Below are 24,793 nucleotides of genomic sequence, written 5' to 3' on the forward strand. Positions count from 1 at the left end.
AAAGACACACGTCAATATCCGTATAAATGGGCGCATCAGATGTTGTATGAAGCACATCAGATAGCTTTTTCCCCTCATGTGTGTGATCAAGTGCTGCTACTAGTTCAAAATGGCTTGTTTCTTCTGCCAGCTTGACAGCCTCTATCCCCATTCTTCCTCTTGCTCCAGCGATTACAACTTTGATGGTTTGATTCGTCATCTTCTCTACTTCCCTTCTTTTTTCGTCCAGCGGTCTTTGTCTCTTGTATTGAATTTATGCATCACACGATCATGGGCTTCTTCAAGTGATATATTGAGTGAATTGGCAAGGCATGTTAACACAAACAGCACATCACCAATTTCTTCTTCCATGCTTTTCTCTGTTTCCGTTGTTTTTTTCGGCTTTTCTCCATAGTAATGGTTAACCTCTCTTGCCAGCTCACCTAATTCTTCTGTCAGACGGGCCATCATGGCAAGCGGGCTGAAATAGCCTTCTTTAAATTGTCCTATGTAATCATCGACTTCTTGCTGCACGTGACGCAGCGTTTTTTCATTCGTCATGAAGCTCATCCTCCTATCCATCTCTTACATGTTAGCGAAATCATAAATATTTGACAAATGTTTAAAACTCAGTTTGCTTGTTTCTCTTCCATACCATATAATATTATCGCTGTCTAAGCAAAAAAAGGAGTGATCTTTTGCTAAAAGAAATTCGTCTTAAAAATATCGTATTTATTTTAATAGGATCTGCGATTTTTTCTTTCGGCCTTGTTCATTTTAATATGCAGAACAACTTGGCGGAAGGCGGATTTACAGGTATCACACTGCTTTTATATTTTCTATTTCACATTGACCCATCTATTTCAAACCTTGTGTTAAACATTCCGATCTTTTTTATCGGCTGGAAAATGCTTGGCAGAACCATGTTTACATATACAATTGTCGGAACCGTCAGTCTTTCTGTCTTTCTAGCCATCTTCCAGCGCTTTCAAATACATATGCCTCTTCAGCACGATTTAGCCTTAGCCGCACTTTTTGCAGGTGTGTTTATCGGAACAGGCCTCGGAATCATCTTTAAATTCGGCGGGACAACAGGCGGCGTGGACATTATTGCAAGACTGATCAACAAACATTATCAAGTCGCAATGGGAAGAACGATGTTTATCTTCGACGCGTGCGTCATTACCATCTCTCTCACCTATTTAAATTACAAAGAAGCCATGTATACACTTGTTGCCGTATTTGTTGCTGCAAAAGTCATCGATTTCATGCAAGAAGGCGCATACGCTGCCAAAGGAGCGATGATTATTTCTGAAAAGGATGACATCATTCAAAAGAAAATCACAGAGGAAATGGAGCGCGGAGTGACCATTTTAAAGGGTGTCGGCTCCTATACGAAACAGGAACGCAACGTTCTTTACTGCGTCGTTCCAAAAAATGAGCTTGTCCACCTCAAGAGCGTCGTAACTTCCGTCGATCCTCATGCCTTTGTATCAGTGAGTGACGTGCATGACGTACTTGGTGAAGGCTTCACATTAGATGAACATAAAAAGCCGCTCAATCCCCACTAAAAAAGAAGCCCGATAACGGTGCTTCTTTTTTTATGACTTTGGATAATCGGCTTGTCGCTTTTGCTTTTTTTCTTTTTCAGCACGGTATTTCCTAAACCCAACATACGTTAAAGTGAGTAAAATCATACTTCCTGTTGTTAAAATGACCCATAAAAGCGATGGATCCGCTTCATCTTGATCAACGTTCGCAAACACACTTGATAAATCTTCTTCGAGTTTCGTGAGACGCTCAAGCTTTGTCCCACTAGATGCTTTTAAAAATTCACCTTGTTCAATTACTTCCATGTGCTGCTTAATCGTTTGCAGCTTTTCAGGCGAGATATCAATGGTTAAACTCGGATAAATCATATCATACAATGAAACCAGCTCATTCCAAGTTTCATAGAACGTCGTCGATTCTGGATCTTTTACTTCTTTCTTTAATGTCGGAAAAGACCCCATAATCGGCTTCTCGAGAGATCCCCAAAGAGGTTCTGAATTTGATTGTATCGCATCGAGAAGCATTCTAAACTGAGAGGCATACCGAAGTTTTTCGCGCTCATTTAAGTCTTCCTGCGGGAGTCCTTTAATGATATCTTGATAGCCAAGTGTAATTTGCCGAACCTGCGTATTCGTCAGAGTTCCACGCCAATTCTCAGCTTTAAATGTCTTTTCAGCATACAATGCAACTTGTAATGCCTCATCATATTTAGCTTGTCTCGTTAATTGAAAGATTGAATCTGATAGTTCCGTTAATTCTTGCAGCGCTTTAGCAGCTGTTGTTTCCTCACCTTTTACAGCAGCTGGATGCAAGACGAGAAATAATAATAGAATCATCGCGATTGACTTTCGTTTCATGCAAGTCCCTCCTAGCCTTTCTCCATACAGCGTATGAAGAAAAGGACAAGGTTAGACCAACATTGTTAAGGGAGTTCAAGCTTGACCGATTTTTTCGAGATGACAAGATAATACGAAACAAGAAGAACGGCAATACTTAACCAAAACGTCACGTAGCCGATCTCATTTGAATAGGCAGAAAGCATAGAATAACGCGGCATCATTCCAAATACATAATCAATCACATCATTATGTAAAATCCATATGCCTGCTACAGCCAAATGACGCATGTGAAAACGATAATACGGCGCAAATAACACAGCCTGTACCGCCATCGCAAAGTGCGAACCAATTAGCATATATCCTTCCCACGGAAAATCATCAACAGAAACGAGCACGAAAAGATTCATCCCTACAGCCCATAATCCATATTTGATCAAGGTGACAAGGGCCAGTGCTTCAAAATAAGGAGCATGGCGTTTCATTAGAAAGGCTAGTAATACAAATAAAAAGAAAAAGCTTGCCGTCGGACTGTCCGGTACAAAAGGTAAAAAGATAGCCGGCGTCTCAACGAGCTGCGGGATATACCAGTAGTAGCCGTACACAGTGCCAAGAAAGTTGACAATGAGCACCAGCACAAGCATGTAGCGTGTGGCTAGCAGATATTGAATCCATCTCATATTTCTCTTCACTCACGATCTGTTAAAATCAGAAAAAAGCTGACAGCGCCAGCTTTTTTCTCCTTTTGAGTATATCCTTGTACTTGCATTTAAACAACTGAATTATTTAGATTTGACCTCAGATAAATATTTCGAGAGCTTTTCAAGTTCTTCATCGCTGCCTTTAAAAATGCCCTTAGGCATGTTGCCTTTACCTTCTACAGCGATTTTCGCAATTTCCTCTGGTGCTAAACCATTGTCAACAAGTGACGGTCCAGCTGCCCCGCCTTGCATATTATCTCCGTGACAGGAGATACATGTCTGCTCTTGATAGATTTTATACTCTTCAGCTGAGGTATCAATCTCTGCTTCTTTCTTGATTTCACCTTGCTTCGCTGCTGCTTCCCAGTCATGAGTAGCAACAGATTCCCATGTTAAATAGGTTGCTGCACCAACTGCAAGAATCATCATCCCAACTGCAATTGGTCTTCGATATGGCCTGCGTTCAGGACCAGAATCAAGAAATGGTGCGAGTAAAAGAGCACCAAACGCAATTCCAGGCATAATCATTGCGCCAACTACCGTATAGCTCCCTGCAGCAAACTCATATTTTAACAACTGGTACAAAAATAGGAAATACCAGTCTGGCAGCGGAATATAGCCCGTATCTGTCGGATCAGCCATCCGCTCAAGCGGAGGTGCATGAACAACAGTTAGGACAAGAAATCCAATTAAAAAAACAGCACCTACAAGCCATTCCTTTAAAAGAAAGTTCGGCCAAAAGGCTTCGGTTTTTCCCGGATATTCGGAATAGTCTTTAGGTATGTTAGGTTTTCTTTCTGCCGGTATTCTGGAATCTCCGACAAACTTCATCCCTTTTCCCCTATGCAAAGTCATCCCCTCCTCATTGAACATTCATCAAACGCAAAATTTTACAGCGGTCCAGAAATTCCTTGCTTACGAATCATAATAAAGTGGGCAGCCATCAGCCCAAATAATGCCGCTGGCAAGAAAAAGACATGGATAGCGAAAAATCTCGTCAGCGTTTGTGCACCTACAATGTCAGGATGACCTGCAAGCAGCGTTTTAATCTCTTTCCCAATGAAAGGTGTCGCCTCTGCAATTTGAAGACCAACCTTCGTCGCAAATAGCGCCTTCATATCCCACGGTAAAAGATATCCTGTAAAACCAAGTCCAAGCATCACAAAGAAAATGAGCACACCGACAATCCAGTTTAGCTCTCTAGGCTTTTTATACGCCCCTTGGAAAAAGACCCTCAGCGTATGTAAAAACATCATAACAATGACTAGACTCGCACCCCAGTGGTGCATCCCTCTTACAATCTGTCCGAATGCCACTTCATTTTGCAAATAATAGACAGATTCCCATGCGTTTTTAATATCCGGTACATAATACATCGTTAAAAACATGCCCGAAAGGACTTGAATGACCGTCACAAAAAACGTTAAACCGCCAAAACAATACACAAAAGCAGAGAAATGATGTGCTGGATTGACGTGCTCAGGCACTTCATGATCCGCAATGTCTCTCCATATCGGTGTGATGTCCAGCCGCTCATCTACCCAATCGTAAATCTTGTTAAGCATCGTTACCCTTCCCCTTTCGGCACAGCTTTTCCAAGATAGAGGTATCCGTCCTTCACTTGCTGCTTATAATGATCAAGCGGTGCAAGCGGTGGAGTTCCGGGTACGTTTGTACCATCCTTGTCGTACAGCCCATAATGGCATGGGCAGAAAAATTTGTTTGGATTTTTCGGATCACTGTTCCAGTTCACTGTACATCCCAAATGTTTACAGATTGGCGATAAAGCGACAATTTCATCCCCTTCTTTGTACACCCATGCAGACCTAGATTCCTTTGACTCATACCATGCATCTACTTGATCAATTTTAAAGTCAAAGCGCTTCGGTTCTTTTGTCAGTTCATCTACACTGACAACTTGAACCATATCCTGATCCTCTGTTCCTTTTAGCACAGGGTCAAGCGCAAAGCGAACCATAGGCATGAGCATTCCAGCGGCCATAAATCCCCCCACGCCGGTCAACGTGTAATTCAAAAATTGACGCCTGGACACTCCATGTCTCTTCTCGCTCATTTTTTTCTCCCCCCCTCAGGTCGTCAGCTACTTTATAACTGAATTAGAAAAAATTTCATAAAACTAGGACACCCTCATAATATATCAATCTATTCACAAGGTCAACAGCCTAAAAAGCTATGTACAATGCAAATGTAAGGGTTTTTATGAAGGGTTCCATTTTTGTAACAAAAAGTTCAAAATTTGTTCTACACTGTCTTGAATGACTTTTTGCTTTAAATTGACCTTTAAATGCTCAAGCGGAACAGACTGCAATATAAATGCCGATTCGCTCACTTCTAGCTGTTCTTTCCATTTGGTATCAGATGTGATAAACACAACATGCTGAAAATGTTCTTGCAATGATTGTTTTACTGCAAGTATGTCTTCTTGCTTTACTTCTAAATATGTATGTGGAGGAAAAAGAAACACTCTGCCTTTCAGTTGCCTTTCAAGATCCTCTGCCACAAGCATTGTAAACTCACCTAAAGACACGGTTTGTTTGATATGGCTTGCATCTATCCCAACTAATGGAATGATAGCGGTATCAATGTAATCTTTAGATTGTAAAAAGAGATCCGCGTCCTCCGACTGAAACTTCATCTAGTTCCCCTCTTTCATCACATAAGCCCTGCCTGTATAGGGCAAGGCTTATTGGCTTGGTTTATGATAATAGGCTTAATTCTTTTGCTAACTTATTAAATGTTTCTTGATCATGACGGTCAAGCGCTTCATCGATTTCTTTCATCAGCCGTTCTTTTTGGAAAGTAGCAATAGAATGCTCTAGCACTTTCTCAGCAAGATCTTTATCTTTTTCATTTTCATAAAGATCTTTAGGAATATGAGGATTTGTTTCAAGTACAGCGGCATATTCCGGCGAACGATATGCAGATCGGAAATTCAATTGAATAAACAAATCTTGCTGTTTATTCAAACGAATATCATGAAATGATTTTTCTGCATCTGTCGTCATGATATTTTCTTTATAAAATCTAAAGGGAACTTCATCCACACAGTGTGTTGACATAATAATTCCCCTTGGGCAAAATTCTGCTTGCTCTACAAAATGAACCTTTTCCATCAAAGAGTCGTGACTCATTAAATAATTTAATATCCAAACACACTCTCTTCGCTTTAACTGATAATGGTTTAAGAACCACCGGATAAATTCCTTCTTTTCATTGACAGAAACAGGGGTCTGCATGTTATTCCCTCCTCTATCGTAAATTAAATTGCTATACATGAATTATTCAACAAACCAGTTCTTCATTCCTGCAAACTATAAGGAAATTTCGTCTTCAATTCTTAAAATCGTTTCTTCAATTTCTTCATTCGTGCCATCTTTCTGAAGAACTTTTCGTAATAACGGCAAGGCTTCTTTTTGTCTGCCTTCTTCTAAAAGGAACGAAGCATATTCATATAAAAAGTCACGTTCCTCATCAAAATCAGGCAGAGCAAGTTTGAAATACTCAGCGGCTTCATCGTATTCTTCTCGTCCGACAGAAGCAGAAGCAGCATACCAATTCCATTTTGGATCTTCTTCCCCAAAGCTTTTAACCTCTTTAATCACATCCAGAATTTCATCAAACAGCTCTTCATTTAAATAGATCGCAAGCAGCGTTTGAACCGCTTCAATATATCCTGGATCAAGAGCAAGTGCTTCTTGAAGCAATTTTTTCGCATCTTCCGAATGGCCATTTTTCAAATCAATCTTTGCCCCATATAAATATAACTCTTTGTTATACTCATCCACTTTAATTCCTTCTTTTACTATCTCTAAAGCTTCATGATATAGTCCTTCTTCCTCATAGCTTTTAGCTAAAGGCATATAAAGTGACGAATACGAAGGATCAATATCTTTTAGTTCAGAAAGCTGCTGAATAGCCGTTTTCGTTCTGCCAGCCCTCATCGCTGTAAATCCGTAGCCGAAAAGTGTATTTGGATCCACTTGATCCTTTACAGCCTTTTCATACCATTCAAGGGCATCTTCAAATTCTCCAGCTGTGCTTAATGATTCAGCGAGCCGCTGATATACATTGACACCACCAATTTCATTTTGTTGATCGGCCACTTTGTAGAAATAGTCGGCTGCTTTCTTTGAAAGACCTTGAGAAAAATACAATTCCCCTAAAGCAAAATTAATGACGGCTTCATGAGGTAGTAACTCTTTCGCTTTTAAAAGCTTTTGTTCACTGACTTCAAATAGTCCTTGCATTTGATACAAATCTGCCATTAACAATAAACTCTCTGGATACGCATCGTCATCTTCAGGAATCGTTTCAAGAACTGCTATTGCCTTCTCTTCTTCATCAGAGTCAATTAACAGCTCTGCATAAAAACAAGTTAATCCTGTTTCTTCTGGATATAAATCATGTAAATCACTAATGAGATTCCGTGCTTTGTCAATATCTCCCCAGTCATAATATAACTGAGCTGCCTGCGCTTTTTCTTCATCATGAAGATGCTTCTCTGCTTGAGCAAGTGTTTGGAGTCCCTTTTCAGTCTCACCCGCCTCAACTAATTTTATGGCTTCTTGTAATGAACTATTCAAATCAAACCGTTCCTTTCTGTTTCCAAAAACCTAAACTGTTGTTACTTCATATCATAATCGACAGCTGCATATCCAGCAAATATGTTGCTCTTTTAACATGAAGCCATTTTTGTGTTTTGAAGACTCTTTTTCAATCAATACTTTACTAAACTGACGATTTGTAAACCGAATACGCTAAAAAATTGTTTTTGAATCAGCAAAATGCTCTTTTTCAAGGTTTCACCTTGAGACAAGCTATGCTATAGTTCTTTCAAATATGCAAAAGGAAAGAAAAAGCCTGAGGAAATCCTCAGACTGTTTGCGTTAAGTATTCAATGTGTTCAAAGAAATTTGGGTAAGATACACGTACTGCATCTGTATCTTCAATCTCGATTGCTTGCTCTGTTATACATGCCGCAATTCCTAACATCATACCAATTCGATGATCTCCGTAGCTTGAGACGACTGCGCCGCCTTTAAGGCTCGTTTTACCATGAATCTTCATTCCATCATCTGTTGCTTCAATATGAGCACCTAGTTTTTTAAGTTCTGAAACGACTGTATCAATACGATTGGTTTCTTTCACTTTTAATTCAGCGGCATCTTTAATGATCGTTGTTCCTTCTGCTTGAGTAGCTAGGAGCGCAATAATAGGAATTTCGTCGATCAGTCTAGAGATCATATCACCTGAAATGTCGATCCCTTTTAATGAAGAGGTAGAGATCGTTAAATCACCGTACGGTTCTCCGCCTTTAGCATCCACTTCTTGAATGTCGAGGTCTGCACCCATTTGTTTTAGCACATCTATAATACCAGTTCTCGTTTTGTTCAAACCGACATTTCTCAATACAATCCGGCTGTTTGGAACGATAGATCCAGCCACTAAGAAAAATGCAGCTGAAGAAATATCTCCAGGGACAAATACATCTGTTGCTTTTAACGTTTGTCCACCTTCAATTGAAACACTTTGTGCATCTTCATGTAGCGAGACCCCAAACATTGATAACATTCTTTCGGTATGGTCTCTTGATTTATGCGGTTCAGTTAACGTCGTTGTTCCTTCTGCCTGCAGTCCAGCTAAAAGGACAGCCGATTTAATTTGCGCACTTGCAACCGGAGACTCATAAGAGATAGCTTTTAAATTGCCCCCACGTATAGAAAGCGGTGTATACTCGCCACTTGCTCTGCCATCTATCTTGGCTCCTAATTGTCTTAGCGGACCTGTTACCCGTTTCATCGGTCTTTTGGCAATACTTTCATCTCCGATCAGCGTACTGTGGAACTCACAGCCAGCCAAGATTCCCATCATTAAACGAATGGTCGTGCCAGAGTTACCGACATCGAGAATATCACTCGGCTCTTTAAGTCCTTTTAATCCCTTACCATGAATGACAACATCTGTACCTCTTTGTTCGATGTCGACACCCATTTTTCTAAAACAATCAATCGTGCTTAAACAATCAGCGCCAGGAAGAAAGTTTTTTACTACTGTAGTCCCGTCAGCAATAGCGCCAAACATCACAGATCTATGAGAAATGGATTTATCTCCTGGAATATGAATTTCTCCATTCATAGGAGCACTTTTATGAATTTTCATCTTCCTCACCTCAATCAGCATAAAATGTATCGTAATTTGCTCTATTTTTTATACAGAGTTCTGCCCGCTTTCGATCGTCATCTGTTTGAAAACTAATGCGTAAAATCCCGTTAATGTCTTCTCGCGTTTCAATAATACGGATATTTGTAATACTGATGTTTTCATTTGCTAGATATCCTGTAATTTCCGAAATAACACCAGGATGATCCGGCACATCGACATAAAGATCATAAAAAGCAGGGATAGCTCCTTTTTTCCTCAGAGGCAGGCCGTCGCGATATTCCTTGGCCTCTTGGAAATAAGAGAATAACCCCTCAGCATCTTCTTGTTGCACAAAGGATTCAATGCGGTCAATCTCTTTTTTCCATTCATGAAATCGGTCTAAAATCTTGTTTTTATTGTGCAAAAGGATATCGCGCCACATTGCAGGATTACTTGATGCAATACGGGTAATATCTCGAAAGCCTCCAGCAGCAAACCGTTTTACAAGAGGAAATTCTTCTTCAAAATGATGCGCTTGATGCACAAGACTGGCAGCGACGATATGTGGAAAGTGACTAATCACACTTGTCACAGCATCATGTTCTTCGGGTGTCATTTCAATGAAATGAGCATTGGTTCCCTTCAGTAGATCCTTCAAACGGTCAACAGCCTGACGACTTGTTACCTTTGCTGGCGTTAAAATGTAGAATGCATTTTCAAATAAAAAGTCTTTCGCTGCAATGACACCTGACTTATGAGATCCTGCCATCGGATGCCCGCCAATAAATTGGTAATGATCAGGCAACGTTTTTTCAGCAAAGTGAACGACCTTTTGCTTTGTGCTCCCTACATCCGTAATCGTGAGCTCTCTTTCAATTCCAGATGCCGCAATATCACTTAACATTTTGACGGTTTGTTGTACTGGCGTTGCCAAAATAATCGTTGCTGATGCTTTTAAGCCTTCCATCAAGGACTCGGCAGTCGCGTCGATGATTCCTAGTTTTGTTGCAGCAATCATTTGTTCTTTAGAGACATCATAGCCTACAATTTTTTTATGTGGAAATTCTTTTTTAATCGACAGTGCAATAGAACCACCAATTAAACCGAGCCCAGCGATTAATATGGTTTCGTTTGCTTCATTCATGTTCATCACCTGATTTTTCGCGAAAATTAAACAAGCTGTTTCAATAGCTTATATGTATATTGGATGAGTTACAACGAAAGCCATATCCCATAAACAGGATATGACTTCATTGTTATGCTACGCACGAATGCCTTGTAATAAATCGGCAAGTGTAGTTAGGATTTCTTCATTTTGCTCCATTGTTCCAACAGTAATACGTAAAGAAGTTGGGAATCCGAGAGCTTGACCAGATCGAACGATGTAGCCCTTTTTCAAAAGTGCATTGAACAACTCATCTGCATCTCTTTTAAAATCAATCAGCACAAAGTTTGTTTGAGATGGATAGATAAATAATCCAAAACGGTCTGCAAATTCTTGATATTGTTTGAGACCTGCTTCATTTTTTTGTCTGCACGATTGAATGAAGTCTTGATCTTTAATGGCTGCACGTGCAGCTGCCTGAGCGATACGACTTGTATTAAAGGGCTCTCTCGCAGGTTCAATGGCGGTAATCAATTCCTCTGAAGCAACCCCATAACCTACTCGAAGTGCCGCAAGTCCATATGCTTTAGAGAATGTGCGCAATACAATGACATTTTGATAGGCTTTTAATAGAGATAAACTGTTCGGAAAGTCTTCCGCGCGAACATATTCAAAATATGCTTCATCTAGAACGACAAGCACGTGAGCAGGCACTTGATCTAAAAACGATACGAGCTCAGATTCTGACAAATGATTTCCTGTCGGATTGTTCGGGTTACACACCCAAACGACTTTTGTGTTGTCATCCATCGCATCCAGCATTCCCTTTAGATCATGAGCTCCACCATTTAGAAGTGGTACTTCTCTAATCTCTGCATGCTCAATTACTGCATTGTGACGGTATTGCGGGAATGACGGAGATGGGATCACCGTATTTGTATGTTGATCAAGGAATGCCCTAGCAATAATTTGCACAAGTTCATCTGAGCCATTCCCGAATATTAATTGTTTTTCATTTACTTGAAGAAACTCAGCCAGTTCCGTTCTTAAACTTGCGCTGTATCCGTCTGGATAAATCGCTAAATGTTCAAGTTCAGCTTGTATGGCCTCTCTTGCATGTGTGGAACATCCAAAAGGGTTTTCATTTGAAGCCAATTTCACAATTTTGTCTAATTGATATTCTTTTTTGACCTCTTCAATTGGTTTACCAGGTTGATACGGTTTTAGCTGTTTTAATTGATCTTTGATTTGCAAAATGTTTCACCTCATTTGAATGAATAGAGGGGACTAAATGTTTTTGCATATGTTTCAAATTCTCTTAAAGCCTCTTGGCGTGTATCACTTGCTACTAATTGTTCTTGAAGCTCTTCAATTTTTTTGACAAGCGCACTGCCGACAACGACACCATCACTCATTTTATTCATTGAGTCTACTTGTTCTCTTGTTGAAATACCAAAACCTACAGCAACTGGTATTTGACTCAGCTCTTTCACTTGTTGAATAAAATCTGTAATCGATGCGTCGAAAGATTGTCTGACACCTGTGACGCCGAGAGATGAAACACAATACACAAAACCTTCTGCCTGCTCTACAATTTTTTCTAATCGTTCCTTACTTGTTGGTGCAACGAGTGATATATATGAAATGTCGTGTGCTTGACAGTTCTTCTGTAGCTCGCTGCTCTCTTCAAAAGGCAAGTCGGGTGTTAAGAGTCCCGAAATATGATTTTTGCGCAGTAAAGCGAAAAAGTATTCTGTGTCTAATTGTAACACAGGATTATAATACGTAAATAGAATTACAGGAATTTTTACGCCGTTTTTTTTCATCTTTCCTGCTAATTCTATCGCTTTTACGATATTCATACCATGATGAAGTGCTCTTTTAGAAGCTCTTTGAATGACAGGGCCGTCCGCTAACGGATCGGAATACGGCACACCTAGTTCAATCGCATGTGCCCCTGCTGCTTGAAGCGCGAGGGCTAAATCAATGGTGATCTCTTCTGATGGATCACCCGCTGTAATAAATGGAATAAATAATTTCTGACCTTGTTCTAATTGAAATGTGATCATTTTGTTTCACCCTCACTTTCAAGCACATTCATTAATGTATGCACGTCCTTATCTCCTCTGCCTGACAAGCAGACAAGAACAATGTCGTCTTCACTCATGTTCTGGCTCATCTCAAACGCTTTTGCTAAAGCATGTGCAGATTCGATCGCTGGCAGGATTCCTTCTTTTTCTGTGAGCAGCTTTAACGCATCTAGTGCTTCTTGATCTGTCGCACTCACATATTGAACCCGGCCGCTCGCATGCAAGTACGCATGCTCTGGCCCGATCCCCGGATAGTCTAATCCAGCTGAAATGGAATAGGGCTCAATAATTTGACCAAATTCGTCTTGGATCAAGTATGTCAAAGATCCATGTATGACACCTTTTGTCCCTTTCGTGATGGTTGCTGCATGAAGCGGAGTGTCGATTCCTTTCCCAGCAGCTTCTACACCAATGATATCGACCTCTTCATCTAAGAACGCCCGGTACATTCCTATCGCATTGCTTCCGCCGCCAACACAGGCAACGACTTTATGAGGAAGCTGCCCTTCCTTTTCAAGTATCTGTGCTTTTGCCTCATCTCCGATCATCCGCTGAAATTCACTGACGATTTGAGGATACGGATGAGGTCCAACGACTGAGCCGATCATATAAAAGTGGTCACTGCAATGCTGGACCCAATAGCGGATGGCTTCATTGGTTGCATCCTTTAATGTTCCGTTCCCGCTAGTAACAGGCATGACTTCAGCGCCGAGTAGTTTCATTCGGAACACATTGAGTGATTGTCTTTCCACATCTTCTTTTCCCATAAATACAGTGCAGGATAAACCGAATTTTGCCGCCACTGTTGCAGCAGCTACACCGTGCTGACCTGCTCCTGTTTCGGCGATGATATTTGATTTCCCCATTTTTTTCGCTAGCAGTGCCTGCCCAAGCGCATTGTTAATTTTATGAGCGCCTGTATGGTTTAAATCTTCTCTTTTTAAATAGATTTTAGCACCGCCGAGATATGCCGATAATTGATCAGCGTATGTGAGTGCAGTTGGTCTGCCTGAATAGTTTTTCAAAAGCGATATATATTCCTTTTGAAAAGCAGGGTCTTCTTTTAATTCACGAAAAGCTTGTTCGATCTCTTCTAGTGGCTGCATGAGCGTTTCAGGAACGAATTTCCCTCCAAATTCTCCATATCTGCCAATCTCATTTGGATATGCGTACATGGTTCAACATCCTTTCTTCGAGCGCTTTCATCTTTGTACTGCTTTTCTTCCCGTTTTCTTCTATACCGCTTGAAAGGTCTATGGCGTCTGGACCAAAAGCAAGCAGATCTGTTATGGTGTCTGGCGTGATCCCGCCAGCAATGGCGCAAGTTTTCCCCAGTTGTTTTGCATGCTGAACATATGAAGGCACTGCCTCCCATGCAAAAGCTGTTCCAGAACCGCCTCTCATTCCTTTCACTTTCGCATCAATGAGAAAACCGTCGACACTTGGAGCGAATGCCGTCATATGTTCAAGTGTGTCGTTTACATCGGGCTCGTGATGGAACACTTTCCAAACGAGAGCCTTCGTTTGCTGTTTGATGTCATTTGCAACTTCTGGCGTCTCATCGCCATGGAGCTGCACAATATCTAAGGGGAGGTTGTTTGTGATCTCGCACACTTTTGGTGTTTTTTCATTCACAAATACGCCCACTATCTCTTTTTTGCATTTTACTTGTGACAGCCAGTGTTTCACTTGATCTGGATGAACTCGTCTTTTACTCGGGGCAAAAATAAAACCGATGGCATCCGCTTGTGATTGCGAGATGCATGCGACATCCTCTTGTGAGACAGCCCCGCAATATTTTAAATAAGGTTTCATCCTATTCATTCTCCGAACAATGCCTGAACGGCTTTCTCCTGTGATTGTTCCCTCATTAAAGATTCACCAACAAGAACGGCGTTTGCTCCGTGCTGTTTCACAAAGGTCAGATCATCAAATGTCTTTATGCCGCTTTCACTTACTAGTAATACGTCTTTTGGAACAAGTGGCGCGATCTCTTTTGTTTGTTCAACTGTTGTTGTAAACGTATTGAGATTCCGGTTGTTCACACCGATGATCTCAGGAGTGAATAGGTGTAAGATCTTTTCTAGTGTATGTGCTGCATGTACTTCAACGAGGACATCCAGTCCTTTTTCTTTCGCTTCTGTATAGAGCTCATACAGCTTTTGCGGCTCAAGCACCTCTCCAATTAATAAAATGGCATCTGCCCCTATCCGTTTCGATTCTTCTACTTGTATAGAGTCAATAATGAAATCTTTTCTTAGAATAGGACGTGTGATGTGTTCTTTAATAAGAGACAAATATTCGTTTTTCCCTTGGAAAAACGGTTCATCCGTTAAGACAGATAAACAATCTGCATTTGATGCTTCGTATGCTTTTGCTGTCTGTAAAGGATCAAAATGAGGCTGAATGATTCCTTTGGAAGGAGACGCTTTTTTCACCTCAGCAATCAGTCCAATCGAGCGGTGAGGATTCATAAGGGATTCTTTAAATGATCGTCTTTCATAATGTCCATCCTCAGGTAATTGCAAGGTTTTCACATGTTCTTTTTTACGGGCGATAATTTGATTAAGCATAGATCTCTTCCTCTTTCGTTTTTTGTTTTAGACGGGCTAATTGTTCTTTAGCTGATCCGTTTTTGATCGTTTCTAATGCTTTCATTGTTCCTGCCATCAGACTCTCTGCTTTTCCTGCCACATATAATGCGGCCCCAGCATTAAGCGCTGTAATATGAAGCGGTGCTCCACCCGCTTGATAATTCAATATATTCTGAATCAATTTGGCGCTTTCTTCTGGTGATTGGACCTGAATGTCTGATAAATGCCCTTTTTCAAGTCCGAAGTCTTCTGGGTTTAACGTATATTCTGTCATGACACCTTTTTTGAGTTCAATGATGTATGAATTTGCTGTAATGGTTAATTCATCCAGCCCATCATCTCCGCAAACAAACAGGACATGTTCTGGCTCTAAAGGAGCAAGAGCTTTCGCCATGAGCTTTGCCTTTTCCTTTGCATACACACCGATGATTTGCTTTTTGGCCTGCATCGGGTGGCAAAGCGGTCCTAATAAGTTAAATACCGTCCGAAATCCGAGCTGCTTGCGTACGGCGGCTACTTGTTTCATCGAAGAATGATAGAGCGGTGCAAATAAAAAGCCCATGTTTTTCTGCTGTATTTGCCGTCTTGTTTCTTCAGGTGTGGATTGAATTTGAATACCAAGACATTCTAGCACGTCAGCACTCCCGCTTTTAGAGGAGACGGAACGATTTCCGTGCTTGGCGATTTTCGCCCCAGCAGCCGAAGCAACGATGGCAGCGGCTGTTGATATATTAAATGTTGATAAACCGTCGCCTCCTGTCCCGCACGTATCAACGACATCAAGTGACCTTTCTACTGGTGCTGCATGCTGCCTCATGGCTTTCACGAAGCCTGTCATTTCTTCAGCGGTTTCTCCTCGATGCGCTAAAATAGATAGACTAGCAGCGACTTCAGCATCTGTTAACGAGCCGCTCATCATATCATGCATCAGGCCATTCGCTTCTTTTTCTGATAGTTTTCCTCCATTAACAAGAGCTGATAGTCGTTGATTCATTTGGCACACTCTCCTTTTCTGAGAAAATATGTTCAGCAAGCTGAATGGCTTTTAGAAGTGCTCCTGCCTTATTACATGTCTCTTCCCATTCGTTTTCTGGAACGGAATCAGCGACAATGCCGGCACCTGCTTGTATTGAAGCAGTCTGATGTTTGACGCTCATTGTGCGAATGGTAATACAGGAATCGATATTGCCGTCGAAACCAATATAGGCAATACAGCCGCCATACGTCTCTCTTGGCTCAGGCTCCATTTCGTTTAATAATTGCATCGCCCTAATTTTTGGGGCGCCTGTCAATGTGCCTGCTGGAAAAGCGGACATAAGCGCGTCTACTGGATGTGTATCCTGCTTCAGCTTCCCTGTCACAATAGAAATAATGTGCATGACGTGCGAAAAGTTCACGACTTTTGTAAAAGTTGGGACAGACACACTGCCGTATTCTGCTACACGCCCCACATCATTTCGAGCCAGATCCACTAGCATGTAATGTTCTGCTTTTTCTTTTTCATCATCGAGCAACTCTCTTGCTAGTGCATCATCTTCTTCTTTTGTCATTCCTCGTTTTCTTGTACCAGCAATTGGATGGATTTCTAAGTGACCGTTTTTCGCATGGATTAATCGTTCTGGCGAGCTTCCGACTAAGTCTCGATCTTTTAATTTCATAAAATACATATACGGTGATGGATTGACGATCCGAAGCACACGATATAATTCAAATGAGCTCACTGTCACTGGAATATCAAAACGCTGAGAAAGTACACCCTGGAAGATATCACCCGCTCGAATATACTCCTTGATTTTTTCGACATCCTTTAAAAATTTTGCTTTTTCATAGGTAGACGTCACCTGTTCAAACGAAGGGGGTTCATTCATATTCCCTGAGATAATCAATTCTTTCATATCAGTTTTTGTATGCAGCTGCTGTATCATCAGTTCAAGCTGCTTTTGATTTTCTTGATAAACCAGAATTTTTTCTTCCTCTGTTTCATGACCGTTCAGCTGCGTGTACTGAATAAAATGAACTTGGTTTGTTTCGTGATCAAATGCGATCATTGTTTGGCAAACAAATAATGTGCAATTATCTGTTGTTGATGCATTCGGATGCGGCTTAACAGACGGCTCAATGTTTGGAATGAGGTCGTAACTTAAGTACCCTACGGCTCCGCCAGTAAATGGGATCTCAATTTCAGGTGTCTTGATTTGATATTGCTCTTTCATCCAGTCAAGCAACTCTTTCAGCTCCGCTTTTTGCATCACTGACTTTCCTGCAGCGTCACGAGCAATATAATGGTCTTGCTCGTCATGTAATGTTAAAAAAGGATGTAATCCGATAAAGGAATATCTCGACCAGCTAGAAGATTCGTCTTTGCTTTCTAGCAAATACACAATATCCTGTTTCAGTTTCTCAACAATTTGAATGGGTGAGAGCGTATCAACTGTAATGGTTTCAACAATCGGGATGGTTTTGTAAAACTGACTGTCTCTTAAAAATTGGGTAAGGTTTGATTGGGATTTCATAAGCACACTCCTTAAATGGAATTAAGGAGAATGAGGGGACATCTTGAGGATTTGTTTGAGTATACGAAATAAGCCTAAAAGAGGCTTCGCTCTTTTAGGCAGTATGATTAAATAGAAGTATCGTATCTCTGCTCAACTCTACTCATCTCAACTACCCTAGTCTCATTCTCATCTTCTCTAAGCTTGCAATGCCGTTCACACCTGTGTGTAAACTTCGGCTGTTCATATCGTATTATAATTCCTTGTTTTTTGTCAACTGTAAATCAGGCCGAAGCGTGACAGCCTCTTCCAAGTATACGTGCTGTATGTCTTCCTGCTTGACATCTGTCTGAACGGTCATTAAAACGCGAATACACTTCTTTAGACCTCCATCAATGTCAAGCTCTTGCATACAAGTGACAGGCACATAGGTCCATCCTTCAAACTGCCTGAGTGCTTTTGCTGGAAAAACAGAGTGAATATCTTGTGTAGCTGAAATCAAGATCTGCACGACACGCTCTGGATCTACTTGATTTTTTGAAATGATCGCTTCTAGCAGCTGCTTCGTTTTGGTTAACACTTCTGTTTCTGTATCTTCTGTCACAGTTGTAGCCCCGCGTATCCCGCGAAACATCATAGACAGCCCTCCTCCCGTTTCCATTCTTCGAGCCAGTGATACAGCTCATCTTTTGTGAAAGATTGCAGGGTGACGTCTCCAACTTGTTTTAGCAAAACAAACTGAACACTCCCGCCTCTTGCCTTCTTATCACCAATCATGCGATCGACAAATGTTTTGGTTGAAATCGTTTGTGTGACTTGTACTGGGAACCCTAGTTCTTTCATCCACACTTTAAGTTTCTCACGATCTAGGCTGAGTCCTTGCTCTTTTTCACTGACATATAAAGCAAACTGCATGCCAATTGCAATGGCATCTCCATGCGTGATCGCACCGTATCCATACTCCGCTTCAATGGCATGCCCTAGTGTATGACCTAAATTCAAGTATGCCCGCACACCTTGTTCTTTTTCATCTTCTTGAACAATGGATGCTTTCACTTGAATCCCTTGATAAAGCATATGTGCCAGTTCATCCTTTGATAATTCTGTCAACGAACGAATGGACATCAGTTCTGATAAAAAGACTTCACTTGAAATCAGTGCATGTTTTATCACCTCAGCAAAGCCTGATCTCAGCTCTATTGGTGAGAGTGTCTCTAGCATACTTGTATCATAGATGACAGCTGCCGGTTGATGAAACGCACCAATTAAATTTTTACCGAGCGGATGATTGATTCCGGTTTTTCCGCCGACTGCACTATCATGTGCAAGCAGCGTGGTCGGTACTTGAATAAAATCAATGCCTCTCATATAAGTGGCAGCAGCAAAGCCAGCCAAGTCTCCAATCACCCCGCCTCCTAATGCAATGATGCATGAGGAGCGGTCGAGTTGAAATTGGATGGCTTTCGTATGAATCTGCTCAAACTGTGTAAAAGATTTTGATTGTTCTCCGTTTGGCACCACTACTTTTTGTACAGACCATTTCTGTTTCAGTAATTGAACCATTTCATCTCCATAAAGGGCATCGACGGCTGAATCTGTCACGATGAAGAGCTTCGTGTAAGATCGCCCAGTGGAAGTAATCAAGTCTACGATATTTTGTCTAATCCCATCACCGATATATACAGGATAAGTGGCTGAAGACGTCTTCACTTCCAGTGTTTTCATTAAAACTCCCTCTGAAGCTGGCGCATTTTGTCCACATTTTCTTTAATGCGGTCAATTTGATCAAGACCAAACTGCTCAACTACAGCATTGGCGATTTCCCATGCAACGACTGCTTCTGCCACAACACTTGCGGCTGGAACAGCACAGCTGTCAGAACGCTCAATACTTGCAGAGAAAGGTTCTTTTGTCTCAATATCCACGCTTTGCAATGGTTTGTATAAGGTTGGGATTGGTTTCATAACCCCTCTTACGACAATCGGCATGCCAGTTGACATTCCGCCTTCAAGACCACCTAAACGGTTTGTTTTTCTCGTATAGCCTTTTTCTTCATCCCAGATGATTTCATCATGAACTTCACTGCCATTTTTAGAAGCTGCCTCAAAGCCAATACCAAATTCAACACCTTTAAAAGCGTTGATACTCAGTACTGCGCCTGCAAGCTTGCTATCCAGTTTGCGGTCATAGTGCACATAGCTGCCAACTCCAACTGGCATCCCTTCAACGATGACTTCGACAATACCACCAATTGAATCGCCGTTTTTCTTCGCTTCGTCAATGGCATCCATCATTTTTTGACCAGCTTCACTGTCATAGCAGCGAACAGGTGATTCTTCTGTTACTTTTTGCAAATCTTCAATAGATTCATAAGCGGTATGGGAAGCTTTTACTCCACCAATTTCAAGGACGTGACCAGCCACTTTGATTCCAAGGTGAGCCAAAATTTGTTTCGCTACTGCACCTGCTGCTACACGAACCGTTGTCTCGCGTGCTGATGAGCGCTCTAATACGTTTCTCATATCACGGTGACCATATTTAATCGCACCATTTAAATCCGCATGCCCTGGTCTTGGACGAGAAATTTGACGCTTCATTTCACTCTCTTCTTCTTCAGTAATTGGCTCTGCACCCATGACCTTTGTCCAGTGCTTCCAATCATTATTTTCAACAACAAGTGCAATAGGAGAACCTAATGTTTTCCCGTGGCGGACTCCACTTAACACTTTCGCTTGGTCTTTTTCAATCTGCATTCTTCTTCCGCGGCCATGACCTTTTTGTCTTCTAGCCAGTTCATAATTGATGTCATCCTGCTCTATGTAAAGTCCCGCTGGAACTCCTTCAATAATTGTGGTCAGTTGTGGACCATGTGATTCACCTGCTGTTAAGTACCTCATGACTTATTCTCCCTTCATCGCATTAACGCTTTTAAGTAAAACTATAATAACACACTTCCTACTAAAAAGTCAGCTACTACCCCTTCTTTTGATAAAAGAAAGTATCAGCAGAGGTTAATCCAAACTTTTCTGGGTGAAAAATTTGTTCTGTAGAACCAACAAATAATACGCCGTTTTGCTTTAAACTGCTGCTCATTTTTAAGTAAATTTCTTCTTTCGCCTCTTCTGTAAAGTAGATGAGAACATTTCGGCACACGATGAGATCCAGCTGTTTTTCATATGGATCTGCTAAAAGGTTGTGTTTCTTAAATTGAATGTGCTTTCGAATCTCATCCTTCACCGTGTAAAATGAAGAATCTTCCTTGGTGAAATATTTTTGCTTGATTTGATCTGGCACCTCTTGCAAAGATCGTTCATGATATCTTCCTTTTTGCGCGGATTGCAAGACTTTATCATCAATATCCGTTGCAATAATTTGGAAGTCTTTCACAAGCGGATGGCTTGATAGCAGCATTGAGAGTGTATATGGCTCTTCTCCAGTAGAGCAAGCTGCACTCCATATTTTTAGGGTGCCACTGTTTTTTGAAAGCAGCGGCAGGATTTTTTGATCAAGTACTTCCCAGCGCTGATAGTTTCGGTAAAATTCTGACACATTGATCGTCATTCGATCCATCGTTTCATCTAATAGCGCTTTGTCCTTTTCAAGAGCAGATGCAAATGCCTCAAAATCTTTATATCCTTTTTTATCATAAAGGGATGTTAATCTTCGTTTCATTTGTGCTTCTTTATATAAGTTCAGATCCACCCCAGTTAGTTTTTTCCATTTTCCAACAAATACTTGATACTGATCCATCAATGTCCTCTCCTGTCTCATCTATCTTTGTCCTAGTATAGCTGTTTTTATCATAAATTTGTATCATCTCATGCGAAAATTCGTATAGAAATCTCAATATAAAAAAGCCAAAGTGATCATTTGATGAACACTTTGGCTTGAACATTAATAAATCCAGCTTGAGATCGTTTGATCCCAGTTTGTCAGTTCTTCTTGTTTGAAGAACAGGTTGATTTCTCTTTCGGCACTTTCTGGTGAGTCTGAGCCATGGATAATGTTTTTGCCAACAGTTAATCCATAGTCGCCTCTTATTGTTCCCGGAAGCGCTTCCTTCGGATTTGTCTTTCCGATAATCTGCCTTGTTACGTCTACGACTTGTTCACCTTGCCATACCATCGCAAATACAGGTCCTGACGTAATAAAGTCAACCAATTCACCGAAAAATGGTTTTTCTTTATGCTCTCCGTAATGTGTTTCTGCTACTTCTTTTGGAATGCTCATGAGCTTTGCTCCAACAAGCTGAAGCCCCTTTTTTTCGAATCTTGACACAATTTCACCGATTAATTGTCTTTCCACACCATCAGGCTTGACCATAAGAAATGTTTTGTCCATATACGTTCTCCACCCCGTCGTTATGTATGTATAGGCTTACATTGTTACAAAGTGATCGTATCATTTTTTTTTATAATAATCAATTTTTGACAAAAAATTTCACAAAAAAACCAACCAACGAAACGTTGATCAGAATTTTCGTTTACCAATATATTTTGCAATCGACGCTAATGAAGATTTAGCCCGCCCTCGCGGAAGTTGATCGAGCTGTTCAAATGCTTTTTTCAAATACATTTCACTCACTCGAATGGAACGGTCGATCGCATCTGTTTGTTTGAGATGTTCAATCACAGGTTTCAGCTGCTTTTCCGTCGTTTCACTATTGATCAGCTTCAACTGACCTTCTAACGTCGGGTTCTGAAGCGCATATAAAACGGGAAGAGTGACATTTCCTTGTAAAAGGTCCCCGCCAACAGGTTTACCTAATTCTTCTTCAGTTGATGTAAAATCAAGGACATCATCAATGATCTGGTACGACATACCAACATAGTACCCAAACCAGTAAAGGGCTTTATGTGTTTTTTCATCTGTTCCAGCTGCAATCGCACCTAATTGGCAGCTACCTGCAATAAGCAAGGCTGTTTTTCGTTTAATTCTTCTTAAATATGTACGAAGGTTTTGGTCCATGTTGTATTTATCTTTGACTTGTTCTATTTCCCCAAGACAGAGCTCGACGACCATTTTTGACAAAATTTCATGTGCCATTGGGTGATTGATTTTCGTCATGTACTCGAGTGACCTTGCAAATAAGTAATCCCCCGTGTACATCGCAATTCTGTTGTCCCATTTTGCTTTAATCGTCGGTTTTCCTCTTCTCAGTTCTGCATCATCAATGACATCGTCATGGACAAGTGATGCCATATGAATTAATTCAAGCGCTACGGCTACATATTTAATTTTATTAATATCATAGTCACCAAACATGCCTGAAAGGAGAACAAAAACGGGGCGGATTCGTTTTCCGCCCGCTTGCAGCAAATGAAGACCGGCTTCACTTAATAATGCATAATCAGAGCGAACGGTTTGTTCAAGCTCTTTTTCAATTATATCGATATCATGATTTAGAAAAGAAATCATTGCTTTTAGTTTCATTATTTTCACCCAAATATCGTTTATTCAAAGCTTCTTTCCGATATGTGTTGCTGCTACACCGCCTGTAAATGGATGATACGAGACATCAGATAGACCGGCCTCTTCAAAAAGAGACGCCAGTTCTTTCATGCCAGGGAACGTTTTGGCTGATTCTTGAAGCCATGAATACTCCTGATAGCTTTTGGCAAACAGCTTGCCAAAGAGCGGCATGATGTATTTGAAATAGACATAATACCCTTGTTTAAACCCAATCATCTCAGGCTGTGATGTTTCAAGGCAGACAACCATTCCACCGGGTTTTACCACTCGTGTCATTTCCTTTAGCACTGTTAAGTAATCAGGGACATTTCGAAGGCCAAAACCGATTGTGACATAATCAAATGAGTTGTCCTCAAAAGGAAGCTCCATTGCATTGCCGTGGAGCAGCTCAATTTGATTGTAGCCGCCTGTTTTCACCTTCGTTTCGCCAACACTCAGCATATTTTTACTGAAGTCAAGACCTTTGACCTCGCCAGTATCTCCAACAGCGTCTGCAAGCGCAATCGTCCAATCGGCAGTTCCGCAGCATACATCTAGTGCTTTGGCTCCTTTTTGTACATTCATGAGCTTCATTGTTTTATCGCGCCATTTTTTATGCTGTTTAAAGCTAATGACAGAGTTCATTTGGTCATAGTTTTTATAAATTTTTTCAAATACACCGTGTACTCGCTGTTCTTTTGATTGCTGCATGACTTACCCTTCTTCCACTTTCTGATGGTACGCAGGTTCATTTTTCATATGATCCAAGCGATTTAATAGCTCTTTTTGAACGATCGGAGATGAAACAAGATGCTCCTTGATTGATCGTTTGGCCTTTTCATAGCCTTCATTCTCAAAGTTGTCAAAACATGTATAGGCGTCCGTATAGCTATCGTTCAAAAAAAGTTTTAAATGTTTGTCGTCTTCTGCTTGTTTCATAAAACGTTTATAAACAAGGAAGTGACTTGCAATTTCATTCCAATGCGTCAATTGAAAGTGCTCAGAAATTCTTTGGAATAGCGCAGATTCCACTGTAGCAACACTTTTATAAAAGTGGGCTGCATCTTGAATGGATCGATCATATAGTCTAATTTTATGTTCATTAATCTCTTTGATCGCCGTGGCGAGAGTGCGGATCATGTAAATGTCTTTCATGTCAGAGAGAAGAGAGTAATAGAGACCGCTGAAATAGTCTCCTGCTAGGATGGTCAACTGACGATTTTTGAACTCGTCTTGTTTGATGGCTGCAGCAGTTGTGACTTCGTCATGGGTATCAAGGGCAATTTGCACAAGCATCGCCGTTAAAATATAATTTTCTTTTTTCTCAGCATCGATTTGAGCTTCATCAAACATTGCATGAAAAAGAAGGAGCTTATCTTCATCGATGAGCGGCGCACGCAAATGCTTCGCCAAGTAAGGATGAGAAAGCTTTTTGTTTAATTTTATATTCAGATTAGATAAAATTCCGTAGATGTCTTGCAAAGATATCACCCTTGTCCCAAAAATTACAGTTTCATATGTAGCTCTCTACATTGTATAGAGATTTATTATATCATATCAGGCCTGACTTTCATGCTATCAAGTGCATAGTCGAGCGTTATTTCTTTGCTTCGCTTTGAATTTCACCGAAGCTTGTTTGAATAACAGCATCGCCCCGCACTTTGATGGCTGATGTGTGCTCAGTAAATTGTGCGATAATGACTTCACCTTTATCGAGCTTTTCGGAATGGTGAAATCTTGTATCGGAACCTCTAGTTAAGCCGATCACATTGACACCATTATCAATGGCTTTAATCACCACAAAATCAGATGCTTTATTTTCACTCAATCTG

The 24,793-nt window shown here is 40.9% G+C and carries 28 protein-coding genes and 1 pseudogene; 1 reads left to right on the top strand and 28 read right to left on the bottom strand.

The window, feature by feature from the left end; translation table 11 throughout:
• Together ACRRMM_RS01325 and ACRRMM_RS01330 are read right to left on the bottom strand one after the other, a co-directional pair.
• Positions 1-199: pseudogene (locus ACRRMM_RS01325) on the bottom strand (4-hydroxy-tetrahydrodipicolinate reductase); the annotation flags it as partial.
• 5 nt (positions 200-204) lie between these two features.
• Positions 205-540, bottom strand: coding sequence for a nucleotide pyrophosphohydrolase (locus ACRRMM_RS01330; protein ID WP_008344575.1), 336 nt, complete (start codon positions 538-540; stop codon positions 205-207).
• A gap of 137 nt (positions 541-677) precedes the next feature.
• Between ACRRMM_RS01330 and ACRRMM_RS01335 the strand changes: the two genes are divergently transcribed.
• Positions 678-1,550, top strand: a complete 873-nt coding sequence (locus tag ACRRMM_RS01335) for a YitT family protein (protein WP_003215598.1) — start codon at positions 678-680, stop codon at positions 1,548-1,550.
• A 30-nt stretch (positions 1,551-1,580) separates the two neighbouring features.
• On the opposite strand, the gene ypjB is transcribed toward ACRRMM_RS01335, so the two are convergent.
• The 26 genes from ypjB to mtrB form a co-directional block, all read right to left on the bottom strand.
• Entirely contained in the window at positions 1,581-2,387 is an 807-nt protein-coding gene (gene ypjB / locus ACRRMM_RS01340) for a sporulation protein YpjB (protein ID WP_148779982.1), read from the bottom strand.
• A 65-nt stretch (positions 2,388-2,452) separates the two neighbouring features.
• Positions 2,453-3,046 carry a DUF1405 domain-containing protein gene (locus tag ACRRMM_RS01345; protein WP_268449638.1) on the bottom strand — a complete coding sequence of 198 codons (594 nt, stop codon included), beginning with the start codon at positions 3,044-3,046 and terminating at the stop codon, positions 2,453-2,455.
• A 102-nt stretch (positions 3,047-3,148) separates the two neighbouring features.
• Entirely contained in the window at positions 3,149-3,916 is a 768-nt protein-coding gene (locus ACRRMM_RS01350) for a menaquinol-cytochrome c reductase cytochrome b/c subunit (protein ID WP_008344567.1), read from the bottom strand.
• 41 nt (positions 3,917-3,957) lie between these two features.
• Positions 3,958-4,632: a menaquinol-cytochrome c reductase cytochrome b subunit gene (qcrB, locus tag ACRRMM_RS01355; RefSeq protein ID WP_003215804.1), complete on the bottom strand. Its 675-nt coding sequence runs from the start codon at positions 4,630-4,632 to the stop codon at positions 3,958-3,960.
• A 2-nt stretch (positions 4,633-4,634) separates the two neighbouring features.
• Entirely contained in the window at positions 4,635-5,141 is a 507-nt protein-coding gene (locus ACRRMM_RS01360; RefSeq protein ID WP_007500911.1) for a ubiquinol-cytochrome c reductase iron-sulfur subunit, read from the bottom strand.
• A 144-nt stretch (positions 5,142-5,285) separates the two neighbouring features.
• On the bottom strand, positions 5,286-5,723 hold the full coding sequence (locus tag ACRRMM_RS01365; protein WP_017367498.1) for a YpiF family protein: 438 nt from the start codon (positions 5,721-5,723) through the stop codon (positions 5,286-5,288).
• 61 nt (positions 5,724-5,784) lie between these two features.
• On the bottom strand, positions 5,785-6,324 hold the full coding sequence (locus tag ACRRMM_RS01370; RefSeq protein WP_008344562.1) for a ReoY family proteolytic degradation factor: 540 nt from the start codon (positions 6,322-6,324) through the stop codon (positions 5,785-5,787).
• Between the two features lie 75 nt (positions 6,325-6,399).
• Entirely contained in the window at positions 6,400-7,671 is a 1,272-nt protein-coding gene (locus tag ACRRMM_RS01375) for a tetratricopeptide repeat protein (protein ID WP_017367499.1), read from the bottom strand.
• Positions 7,672-7,960: 289 nt separating this feature from the next.
• Positions 7,961-9,247: a 3-phosphoshikimate 1-carboxyvinyltransferase gene (aroA, locus tag ACRRMM_RS01380; protein ID WP_428828418.1), complete on the bottom strand. Its 1,287-nt coding sequence runs from the start codon at positions 9,245-9,247 to the stop codon at positions 7,961-7,963.
• Positions 9,248-9,257: 10 nt separating this feature from the next.
• The gene (locus ACRRMM_RS01385) at positions 9,258-10,373 is read right to left on the bottom strand and encodes a prephenate dehydrogenase (RefSeq protein WP_045034315.1); all 1,116 of its coding nucleotides are present in this window, start codon (positions 10,371-10,373) and stop codon (positions 9,258-9,260) included.
• Between the two features lie 117 nt (positions 10,374-10,490).
• Positions 10,491-11,588, bottom strand: a complete 1,098-nt coding sequence (hisC, locus tag ACRRMM_RS01390; protein ID WP_108611135.1) for a histidinol-phosphate transaminase — start codon at positions 11,586-11,588, stop codon at positions 10,491-10,493.
• Positions 11,589-11,599: 11 nt separating this feature from the next.
• Positions 11,600-12,403, bottom strand: coding sequence for a tryptophan synthase subunit alpha (gene trpA, locus ACRRMM_RS01395; protein ID WP_052320776.1), 804 nt, complete (start codon positions 12,401-12,403; stop codon positions 11,600-11,602).
• Positions 12,400-13,599 carry a tryptophan synthase subunit beta gene (gene trpB / locus ACRRMM_RS01400; RefSeq protein WP_113747226.1) on the bottom strand — a complete coding sequence of 400 codons (1,200 nt, stop codon included), beginning with the start codon at positions 13,597-13,599 and terminating at the stop codon, positions 12,400-12,402. The genes trpA and trpB overlap by 4 nt, the downstream gene beginning before the upstream one ends.
• Entirely contained in the window at positions 13,580-14,248 is a 669-nt protein-coding gene (locus tag ACRRMM_RS01405; RefSeq protein WP_148944378.1) for a phosphoribosylanthranilate isomerase, read from the bottom strand. Before ACRRMM_RS01405 ends, trpB begins: the two co-directional genes overlap by 20 nt.
• A complete protein-coding gene (gene trpC / locus ACRRMM_RS01410; RefSeq protein ID WP_148779988.1) occupies positions 14,245-14,997 on the bottom strand; it encodes an indole-3-glycerol phosphate synthase TrpC in 753 nt (250 codons plus the stop codon). Before trpC ends, ACRRMM_RS01405 begins: the two co-directional genes overlap by 4 nt.
• Positions 14,990-16,012: an anthranilate phosphoribosyltransferase gene (trpD, locus tag ACRRMM_RS01415; RefSeq protein ID WP_017359755.1), complete on the bottom strand. Its 1,023-nt coding sequence runs from the start codon at positions 16,010-16,012 to the stop codon at positions 14,990-14,992. The genes trpC and trpD overlap by 8 nt, the downstream gene beginning before the upstream one ends.
• The gene (gene trpE / locus ACRRMM_RS01420) at positions 15,984-17,531 is read right to left on the bottom strand and encodes an anthranilate synthase component I (protein ID WP_331831806.1); all 1,548 of its coding nucleotides are present in this window, start codon (positions 17,529-17,531) and stop codon (positions 15,984-15,986) included. Before trpE ends, trpD begins: the two co-directional genes overlap by 29 nt.
• A 232-nt stretch (positions 17,532-17,763) precedes the next feature.
• Entirely contained in the window at positions 17,764-18,147 is a 384-nt protein-coding gene (gene aroH / locus ACRRMM_RS01425) for a chorismate mutase (protein ID WP_008344549.1), read from the bottom strand.
• On the bottom strand, positions 18,144-19,235 hold the full coding sequence (gene aroB / locus ACRRMM_RS01430; protein WP_428828419.1) for a 3-dehydroquinate synthase: 1,092 nt from the start codon (positions 19,233-19,235) through the stop codon (positions 18,144-18,146). The genes aroH and aroB overlap by 4 nt, the downstream gene beginning before the upstream one ends.
• The gene (aroC, locus tag ACRRMM_RS01435; RefSeq protein ID WP_007500947.1) at positions 19,235-20,407 is read right to left on the bottom strand and encodes a chorismate synthase; all 1,173 of its coding nucleotides are present in this window, start codon (positions 20,405-20,407) and stop codon (positions 19,235-19,237) included. The genes aroB and aroC overlap by 1 nt, the downstream gene beginning before the upstream one ends.
• A gap of 76 nt (positions 20,408-20,483) precedes the next feature.
• Positions 20,484-21,260 (bottom strand): CheR family methyltransferase, encoded by a 777-nt coding sequence (locus tag ACRRMM_RS01440; protein WP_008344547.1) that lies wholly within the window; start codon positions 21,258-21,260, stop codon positions 20,484-20,486.
• A 144-nt stretch (positions 21,261-21,404) separates the two neighbouring features.
• Complete coding sequence (gene ndk, locus ACRRMM_RS01445) at positions 21,405-21,851, bottom strand: nucleoside-diphosphate kinase (RefSeq protein WP_003216015.1); 447 nt, start codon at positions 21,849-21,851, stop codon at positions 21,405-21,407.
• A gap of 129 nt (positions 21,852-21,980) precedes the next feature.
• Positions 21,981-22,943, bottom strand: coding sequence for a heptaprenyl diphosphate synthase component II (gene hepT / locus ACRRMM_RS01450; protein ID WP_007500951.1), 963 nt, complete (start codon positions 22,941-22,943; stop codon positions 21,981-21,983).
• A 24-nt stretch (positions 22,944-22,967) separates the two neighbouring features.
• Positions 22,968-23,672, bottom strand: a complete 705-nt coding sequence (locus ACRRMM_RS01455) for a demethylmenaquinone methyltransferase (RefSeq protein ID WP_428828420.1) — start codon at positions 23,670-23,672, stop codon at positions 22,968-22,970.
• 3 nt (positions 23,673-23,675) lie between these two features.
• Positions 23,676-24,443 (bottom strand): heptaprenyl diphosphate synthase component 1, encoded by a 768-nt coding sequence (locus ACRRMM_RS01460; protein ID WP_008344543.1) that lies wholly within the window; start codon positions 24,441-24,443, stop codon positions 23,676-23,678.
• Positions 24,444-24,558: 115 nt separating this feature from the next.
• A complete protein-coding gene (gene mtrB / locus ACRRMM_RS01465; RefSeq protein ID WP_008344541.1) occupies positions 24,559-24,789 on the bottom strand; it encodes a trp RNA-binding attenuation protein MtrB in 231 nt (76 codons plus the stop codon).
• Positions 24,790-24,793: the final 4 nt, after the last annotated feature.

The organism is Bacillus sp. XT-4 (assembly GCF_050864245.1).
Lineage (GTDB): Bacteria > Bacillota > Bacilli > Bacillales > Bacillaceae > Bacillus > Bacillus altitudinis.

Coding starts and splice junctions, on each gene's coding strand:
- ACRRMM_RS01330 (WP_008344575.1), bottom strand. CDS start 540: ATGACGAATGAAAAAACGCTGCGTCACGTGCAGCAAGAAGTCGATGAT.
- ypjB (WP_148779982.1), bottom strand. CDS start 2,387: ATGAAACGAAAGTCAATCGCGATGATTCTATTATTATTTCTCGTCTTG.
- ACRRMM_RS01345 (WP_268449638.1), bottom strand. CDS start 3,046: ATGAGATGGATTCAATATCTGCTAGCCACACGCTACATGCTTGTGCTG.
- qcrB (WP_003215804.1), bottom strand. CDS start 4,632: ATGCTTAACAAGATTTACGATTGGGTAGATGAGCGGCTGGACATCACA.
- ACRRMM_RS01360 (WP_007500911.1), bottom strand. CDS start 5,141: ATGAGCGAGAAGAGACATGGAGTGTCCAGGCGTCAATTTTTGAATTAC.
- ACRRMM_RS01365 (WP_017367498.1), bottom strand. CDS start 5,723: ATGAAGTTTCAGTCGGAGGACGCGGATCTCTTTTTACAATCTAAAGAT.
- ACRRMM_RS01370 (WP_008344562.1), bottom strand. CDS start 6,324: ATGCAGACCCCTGTTTCTGTCAATGAAAAGAAGGAATTTATCCGGTGG.
- aroA (WP_428828418.1), bottom strand. CDS start 9,247: ATGAAAATTCATAAAAGTGCTCCTATGAATGGAGAAATTCATATTCCA.
- ACRRMM_RS01385 (WP_045034315.1), bottom strand. CDS start 10,373: ATGAATGAAGCAAACGAAACCATATTAATCGCTGGGCTCGGTTTAATT.
- trpA (WP_052320776.1), bottom strand. CDS start 12,403: ATGATCACATTTCAATTAGAACAAGGTCAGAAATTATTTATTCCATTT.
- trpB (WP_113747226.1), bottom strand. CDS start 13,599: ATGTACGCATATCCAAATGAGATTGGCAGATATGGAGAATTTGGAGGG.
- ACRRMM_RS01405 (WP_148944378.1), bottom strand. CDS start 14,248: ATGAATAGGATGAAACCTTATTTAAAATATTGCGGGGCTGTCTCACAA.
- trpC (WP_148779988.1), bottom strand. CDS start 14,997: ATGCTTAATCAAATTATCGCCCGTAAAAAAGAACATGTGAAAACCTTG.
- trpD (WP_017359755.1), bottom strand. CDS start 16,012: ATGAATCAACGACTATCAGCTCTTGTTAATGGAGGAAAACTATCAGAA.
- trpE (WP_331831806.1), bottom strand. CDS start 17,531: ATGAAATCCCAATCAAACCTTACCCAATTTTTAAGAGACAGTCAGTTT.
- aroH (WP_008344549.1), bottom strand. CDS start 18,147: ATGATGTTTCGCGGGATACGCGGGGCTACAACTGTGACAGAAGATACA.
- aroB (WP_428828419.1), bottom strand. CDS start 19,235: ATGAAAACACTGGAAGTGAAGACGTCTTCAGCCACTTATCCTGTATAT.
- aroC (WP_007500947.1), bottom strand. CDS start 20,407: ATGAGGTACTTAACAGCAGGTGAATCACATGGTCCACAACTGACCACA.
- ACRRMM_RS01440 (WP_008344547.1), bottom strand. CDS start 21,260: ATGGATCAGTATCAAGTATTTGTTGGAAAATGGAAAAAACTAACTGGG.
- ndk (WP_003216015.1), bottom strand. CDS start 21,851: ATGGACAAAACATTTCTTATGGTCAAGCCTGATGGTGTGGAAAGACAA.
- hepT (WP_007500951.1), bottom strand. CDS start 22,943: ATGAAACTAAAAGCAATGATTTCTTTTCTAAATCATGATATCGATATA.
- ACRRMM_RS01455 (WP_428828420.1), bottom strand. CDS start 23,672: ATGCAGCAATCAAAAGAACAGCGAGTACACGGTGTATTTGAAAAAATT.